General features: G+C 66.2%; 8 protein-coding genes. 2 read left to right on the forward strand and 6 right to left on the reverse strand.

Going from position 1 to position 6,204, the window contains the following annotated elements:
* On the reverse strand, positions 1-316 hold a 316-nt coding region (locus B2Y21_RS07745; RefSeq protein ID WP_292058628.1), incomplete at its 3' end, for a YbhB/YbcL family Raf kinase inhibitor-like protein.
* A gap of 124 nt (positions 317-440) precedes the next feature.
* Here B2Y21_RS07745 and B2Y21_RS07750 point away from each other — a divergent pair.
* Complete coding sequence (locus B2Y21_RS07750) at positions 441-1,610, forward strand: SAM-dependent methyltransferase (protein WP_292058630.1); 1,170 nt, start codon at positions 441-443, stop codon at positions 1,608-1,610.
* 64 nt (positions 1,611-1,674) lie between these two features.
* On the opposite strand, the gene purS is transcribed toward B2Y21_RS07750, so the two are convergent.
* Positions 1,675-1,914 carry a phosphoribosylformylglycinamidine synthase subunit PurS gene (purS, locus tag B2Y21_RS07755; protein WP_269299347.1) on the reverse strand — a complete coding sequence of 80 codons (240 nt, stop codon included), beginning with the start codon at positions 1,912-1,914 and terminating at the stop codon, positions 1,675-1,677.
* Positions 1,914-2,672, reverse strand: a complete 759-nt coding sequence (purC, locus tag B2Y21_RS07760; protein ID WP_003165779.1) for a phosphoribosylaminoimidazolesuccinocarboxamide synthase — start codon at positions 2,670-2,672, stop codon at positions 1,914-1,916. Before purC ends, purS begins: the two co-directional genes overlap by 1 nt.
* 259 nt (positions 2,673-2,931) lie before the next feature.
* Here purC and B2Y21_RS07765 point away from each other — a divergent pair, with 259 nt between their 5' ends.
* The gene (locus B2Y21_RS07765; protein ID WP_125901728.1) at positions 2,932-3,255 is read left to right on the forward strand and encodes a DUF1476 domain-containing protein; all 324 of its coding nucleotides are present in this window, start codon (positions 2,932-2,934) and stop codon (positions 3,253-3,255) included.
* A 150-nt stretch (positions 3,256-3,405) separates the two neighbouring features.
* Here the strand turns inward: B2Y21_RS07765 and B2Y21_RS07770 are convergent, their stop codons facing one another.
* From B2Y21_RS07770 to purB, 3 genes are all read right to left on the reverse strand, one after another.
* A complete protein-coding gene (locus B2Y21_RS07770; protein WP_292058637.1) occupies positions 3,406-4,026 on the reverse strand; it encodes a fasciclin domain-containing protein in 621 nt (206 codons plus the stop codon).
* A gap of 132 nt (positions 4,027-4,158) precedes the next feature.
* The gene (locus tag B2Y21_RS07775) at positions 4,159-4,650 is read right to left on the reverse strand and encodes a DNA-deoxyinosine glycosylase (protein ID WP_292058639.1); all 492 of its coding nucleotides are present in this window, start codon (positions 4,648-4,650) and stop codon (positions 4,159-4,161) included.
* Positions 4,651-4,654: 4 nt separating this feature from the next.
* Positions 4,655-5,956, reverse strand: a complete 1,302-nt coding sequence (gene purB, locus B2Y21_RS07780) for an adenylosuccinate lyase (RefSeq protein ID WP_292058641.1) — start codon at positions 5,954-5,956, stop codon at positions 4,655-4,657.
* Positions 5,957-6,204 lie beyond the last annotated feature (248 nt).

Genomic DNA, 6,204 nt, shown 5'->3' on the forward strand with positions numbered 1-6,204 from the left:
CGGCGGCGCCGCCGAAGCCGGCCTCGCCATAGTCGGTGCGCCCCTGGACGGCGCCCTTGGGCAGGTTCGCTCCGCCGACGGCGCCCGCACCGGCGGCCAGGGCGTTCACGTCCGCCGGGATGTTGGCGACTGTCCAGTGCCAGAAGCCCGAGCCGGTCGGGGCGTCGGGATCATAACAGGTGACGGCGAAGCTCCTGGTCCCTTCGGGCGCGCCGGACCACGACAGTTGCGGCGAGGTGTTTCCCAGCGCCTTGACCTGGGCGTCGGGCAGGACGCCTCCGTCGGGAAAGTCGGTCGATGTGACGGTGAAGCTCATGGCGCGCTCTTCCTTTGACGGCGGATTCGGATGCCCAAACTAACGGAAGACTGGTCACGGGCGTTGCGTCGCGACATTCTGTCCCTAGCTAAGGTCAAGCTGTCTTGATGAGCGGAGGAACGGGATGCTGCAAGCCCTGTTGGACCGAACCTTTCAGACGCGGTCGATCCGGGTGCGGCTTCCGGACGGGCGTGAGCTGACGGCGGGGCCGGGCGAACCGGAACTGACGGCCGTGCTGACGGACATGAAGACCGCCGTCGCCATCGCCGCCAATCCTGACCTGGCCCTGGGCGAAGCCTTCATGGACGGGACGTTCCGGATCGAGGGCGGCAGCATCTATGACTTCCTGCAACTTACGACCTCGCAACTGGCGCTTCGGCCGCGGTCGCCCAAGCTGACCTGGATGCAGCGGATCAAGCGCGGGGCGGAGCAGGCCAACGACCGGCTGCACGCGCGCAGCAACGTCAGCCATCACTACGATCTGACGGTCGACTTCTATCGCCTGTTCCTGGACGAAGACCTGCAATACTCCTGCGCCTTCTTCGAGACGCCAGACGCCAGCCTGGAACAGGCCCAGGTCGCCAAGAAGCGCCGCCTGATCGACAAGCTGCTGCTGGAGCCGGGGCATAGCGCCCTGGACATCGGGGCCGGCTGGGGCGGGCTGGGCCTGTCGATGGTCGAGCGCGGGGCGCGCGTGACCGGCGTCACCCTGTCCACCGAACAGCACCGCACGGCCAATGAGCGGGCGACGGCGCTGGGCGTCACCGACCGGGCCGATTTCCGGCTTCAGGACTATCGCGACCTGAACCAGACCTTCGACCGCATCATCTCGGTGGGGATGTTCGAGCACGTCGGCGTGCCGAACTATCAGGAGTATTTCGACACGGTCGCCCGTCTGTTGGACGACGACGGGGTGGCGGTGATCCATTCCATCGGCCGCAAGTCGCCGCCTAACCGCACCCAGCCGTGGGTGCGCAAATACATCTTCCCCGGCGGCTATATCCCGGCCCTGTCAGAGGTGTTGCCCGCCATCGAGCGCGCGGGCCTGTGGGTCACGGACATGGAGGTGCTGCGTCTGCACTACGCCGAGACGCTGCGGCATTGGCGCAAGCGGTTCCTGGCCCGGCGCGGCGAGGCTCTGGCCATGTATGACGAGCGCTTCTGCCGGATGTGGGAGTTCTATCTCGCCGCCAGCGAGGTGGCCTTCCGCGAGTTGGGCCACATGGTGTTCCAGCTGCAACTGACGAAGAAGCAGACGGCCGCGCCGCTGAGCCGGGATTACCTGTGCGGCTAGGTCGGCGGGCATAGAAAAAGGCCGCTCTTTCGAGCGGCCCTGATCGTCTGACCCGTCATCGCCGTCAGGCGATTTCGATCCGGTAGCTTTCGATGACCGTGTTGGCCAGCAGGGTGTCGCACATGCGCTTCACCTCGGCCTCCTTGTCGGCGACGGCGTCGTCGAGGTCGAACTCGATCAGCTTGCCGACGCGGGCGTTCGACACGCCGTTCCAGCCCAGGCCCTGCAGGGCGCCTTCGACGGCCTTGCCCTGGACGTCCAGGACGCCGGGCTTGAGGAAGACGTGAACTTTAACCTTGGCCATTAATGCAGCCCTCCCTGAATCACGGTCGGCATGTCCTTCATGATGCCGAGGCGGCGGGCCACCTCGGTGTAGCTTTCGATGACGTCGCCCATGTCGCGGCGGAAGCGGTCCTTGTCCAGCTTCTCGCCCGTGGTCGAATCCCACAGGCGGCACGAGTCGGGGCTGATTTCGTCGGCCAGGATGACGCGGGCGAAGTCGTTCTCCCACACGCGGCCGAACTCGATCTTGAAGTCCACCAGGGTGATGCCGACAGCGCCGAACATGCCGCACAGATAGTCGTTCACTCGCACCGTCATGGCCAGGATGTCGTCCAGCTCCTGCGTCGTGGCCCAGTTGAAGGCGGTGATGTGCTCTTCGGTCACCATCGGGTCGTTCAGCTCATCCTTCTTGTAGTAGAATTCGATGATCGAACGGGGCAGGGGCGTGCCCTCTTCCTGACCCAGACGCTGGGCCAGCGAGCCGGCGACGACGTTGCGGCAGACGACTTCCAGCGGAATGATCTCGACTTCGCGGATCAGCTGCTCGCGCAGGTTCAGACGCTTGATGAAGTGGTTGGTCACGCCGATCGAGTTCAGGCGCGACATGATGAATTCGCTGATGCGGTTGTTGATGACGCCCTTGCCTTCCAGGGTCGCCTTCTTCTGCGCGTTGAAGGCGGTCGCGTCGTCCTTGAAATACTGGATCAGCGTGCCCGGCTCAGGCCCCTCGTACAGGATCTTGGCCTTGCCCTCGTAGAGCTTCTTGCGCTTGGTGTTCATCTTCGGGCCCCGGGGGGAAGGAAACGGACGGCCTCAAAACGAAAAACGCGCGGCCCGAAGGTCGGGGCGGCGCGGTTCCTGAATCGACGGCGGCTATATAGAACCACGCGCCCTTTAGCCGAAGGGCGTCTGTGACACAAATATCCTGAAGCGACCCTGCGTCAGCATACGCGACCGAAGTCTGGTTGCGTTCGGTCGCGCCGGGGGCCATAGAGCCGTTTGCGGACAAGACTCGTCCGTGACTGGAGTTACGACGCGCATGACGACCTTCGACGATCGGGAACAGGCCTTTGAGGCCAAATACGCCCTCGATCAGGAACAGGAATTCAAGGCCATCGCGCGTCGCAACAAGATGCTGGGCCTGTGGGCTGCCGAGAAGATGGGCCTGTCGCCTGAGAGCGCCGAGCAATACGCCGCCGCTGTGGTCCGCGCCGACTTCGAACAGCCGGGCGAGGAAGACGTCTTCCGCAAGGTGGCCGGAGACTTCAAGGCTTCGGGCATGACGGTGTCCGAAGGCGAGTTGCGCTCCAAGATGGACGAACTGGCCTCGATCGCGCGCGAACAGATCCGCGCCGGCGAATAACCGCATCGCAATCGAATGACACAAGGGCCGCAACCGGCGACGGTTGCGGCCCTTCTTCGATCCGGCTTCCGCCGGGGAAACGGAAGGGACCGGAGGCGCCGGGGCGCATCCGATCAACGCGCCCGCGGCCGGTCGGTTCGATCCGATGTCCTATTTCGGCATCAGCACCGTGTCGACGATGTGAACCACGCCGTTCGACTGGGCCACGTCGGCCTGGGTGATGGTCGAGGTTCCGCCCTTGGCGTCGGTGATCCGCCACTGGCCGCCGCCGGCGTCCTTGACCGACAGCTTCTCGCCCTGAACCGTGGTCAGGGTGGCGGTTCCGCCGTTGGCCTGGGCCTGGGCGGCGATATCGGCGGCCGTCAGACGGCCGGGCACCACATGATAGGTCAGCAGCTTGGTCAGCGCCGCCTTCTGGGCCGGCTGCATCCAGCCCTCGCGCGTGGCGGCGGGGATCTTGTCGAAGGCCGCGTTGTCGGGCGCGAAGACGGTGAAGGGGCCGGCGCCCTGCAGTCGTTCCGTCAGGCCGGCGGTCTGCAGCGCGCTGACCAGGGTGGTCAGGTTCGGAGCCTTGGAGGCGTTGGCGACCAGGTTGTCGGACGGGTTCATCGCCACGCCGCCGACCATGGGCTCGGTCGTGGCGGGGGCCATGGCGGGCGGGGCGGTCTCGACCGGCGCCGGCTCCTTCTTCGTCTCGTTCTGACCGCAGGCGGCTACGGCCATCAGGGCGGCGGACGATACGGCGAGGGCGGTGATGCGGGTGAATGTCATGAAATTCCTCCATCGACGTCGGCTTGCAAACGGGGGGAGGCCGCGTCGGAAAGGAATACGGCTGCCTGCGCAAAAGGATGCGTTCGCGATCAATTTTTCGGGCGCGGCGCGTGATGTGCGGCCAAGCTCGCCTCAGTCCAGATAGGGAGCGAGGGCGGTCCAGCGCGACAGTTTCTCGGCGAACGGCCGGGCGTGGGCCGCGCTGGACGAGGGCAGGTCAAGGAGCGCGACGCCGGGCGCACCCGCCAGGGCGCGTCGGCCCAGCCGCGCCGCCGTCCCGCCGTTGAAGGCCACCGCGCGCAGATCGGGCAGGCGCGTCATCAAGTCGGCCAGGTCGGCGCCTTCAGGATTGCGGATGGCGGCGTCCAGGCTGCCCTGCCGCTCGGCCGAGGCGATTACGTCCCACAGGCCGATCCGCGCCGTTCGCAAGCGCTCCAGCCGCGCTTCATAGGGCAGGGCGGTCAGGTCCGGTTGGGCGATTACAGCGCCGATCAACCGCCAGAAGCCGTTCTGCGGGTGGGCGTAATATTGCGCCGCCTTCAGCGAGGCGTCGCCCGGCAGGCTGCCGAGGATCAGCAGCCGGGTGCGCGCGTCGACGACAGGATCGAAGCCGACGCTGCGCATGGGGTCAGCCCTGGCCGAACACCCGCTCGAAGATCACGTCGACGTTCTTGGTGTGATAGCCGAGATCGAACAGGGCCTCCAACGCGTCGTGGGGCAGGGTGACGCGGGCGTCGGCCTTCAGGAAGTCGATGAAGGCGCCTTCGCCGCGCCAGACCTTCATGGCGTTCTCCTGAACCGCCGCATAGGCGTCCTCGCGCGACACGCCCGCCTGGGTCAGGGCCAGCATGACCCGCTGCGAGAAGACCAGGCCGCCCAGGCGGTCGAGGTTCTTCTGCATGTTCTCGGGATAGACGTTCAGGCGCTCGATCACGCCCGCCAGACGGTGCAGGGCGAAGTCCAGGTGGATGGTGGCGTCCGGGCCGATGCCGCGCTCGACCGAGGAGTGGCTGATGTCGCGCTCGTGCCACAGGGCGACGTTCTCCATCGCCGGGGTCACGGCCGAGCGGACCAGACGGGCGAGGCCCGTCAGGTTCTCGGTCAGGATCGGGTTGCGCTTGTGCGGCATGGCCGACGAGCCCTTCTGACCCTTGTCGAAGAATTCCTCGGCTTCGAGGACTTCGGTGCGCTGCAGGTGGCGGATCTCGACGGCCAGACGCTCGACCGAGGAGGCCACGACGCCGAGGGCGGCGAAATAGGCGGCGTGACGGTCGCGCGGGATGACCTGGGTCGAGACGGGCTCGACGCTGAGGCCCATCTGGTCGGCGACGTATTGCTCGACGGCCGGATCGACGTTGGCGAAGGTGCCGACGGCGCCCGAGATGGCGCAGGTGGCGATCTCTTCACGGGCGGTGATCAGGCGGCGCTTGGCGCGCTGGAACTCGGCGTGATAGCCGGCCAGTTTCAGGCCGAAGGTGACGGGCTCGGCGTGGATGCCGTGCGAGCGGCCCACGGTCGGGGTGTATTTGTGCTCCTTGGCGCGGGTCTCCAGCGCGGCCAGGACGCGGTCGACACCGCCCAGCAGCAGGTCGGTCGAGCGCGCCAGCTGCACCGCGAAACAGGTGTCCAGCACGTCCGAAGAGGTCATGCCCTGATGCAGGAAGCGGGCTTCCTCGCCGACGATTTCAGCGACGTGGGTCAGGAAGGCGATGACGTCGTGCTTGGTGGTGCGCTCGATCTCGTCGATGCGGTCGGCGTCGAAGGTCGCGTCCTTGCCGTTGGCCCAGATGGCCTCGGCCGATTCCTTCGGGATCACGCCCAGCTCGGCCATCTTGGTGGCGGCGTGGGCCTCGATCTCGAACCAGATCTTGTACTTGGTCTCTTGCGACCAGATGGCGACGGCGTCGGGGCGGGAATAGCGCGTGATCATGGTTGGGTCGTGTCGGTCCAGAGGGGCGGGGAGTCAAGACGGCGGGCGGGTTTCCTTCTCCCCTTGAGGGAGAAGGTGGCAGGCGGAGCCCGACGGATGAGGGGTGTTTGCGTCACAGCTGAAATTTTCAGCCCACGTCCACGCCTCTTTTTCACAACGTCGCGTCGGCACCCCTCATCCGAGCGCCTCCGGCGCCCACCTTCTCCCACAAGGGGAGAAGGGAAAAAGAGAGTCCAATTCGTCTGAAT

This window comes from Brevundimonas sp. UBA5936, assembly GCA_002430835.1.
In the GTDB taxonomy this organism is placed as follows: Bacteria; Pseudomonadota; Alphaproteobacteria; order Caulobacterales; family Caulobacteraceae; genus Brevundimonas.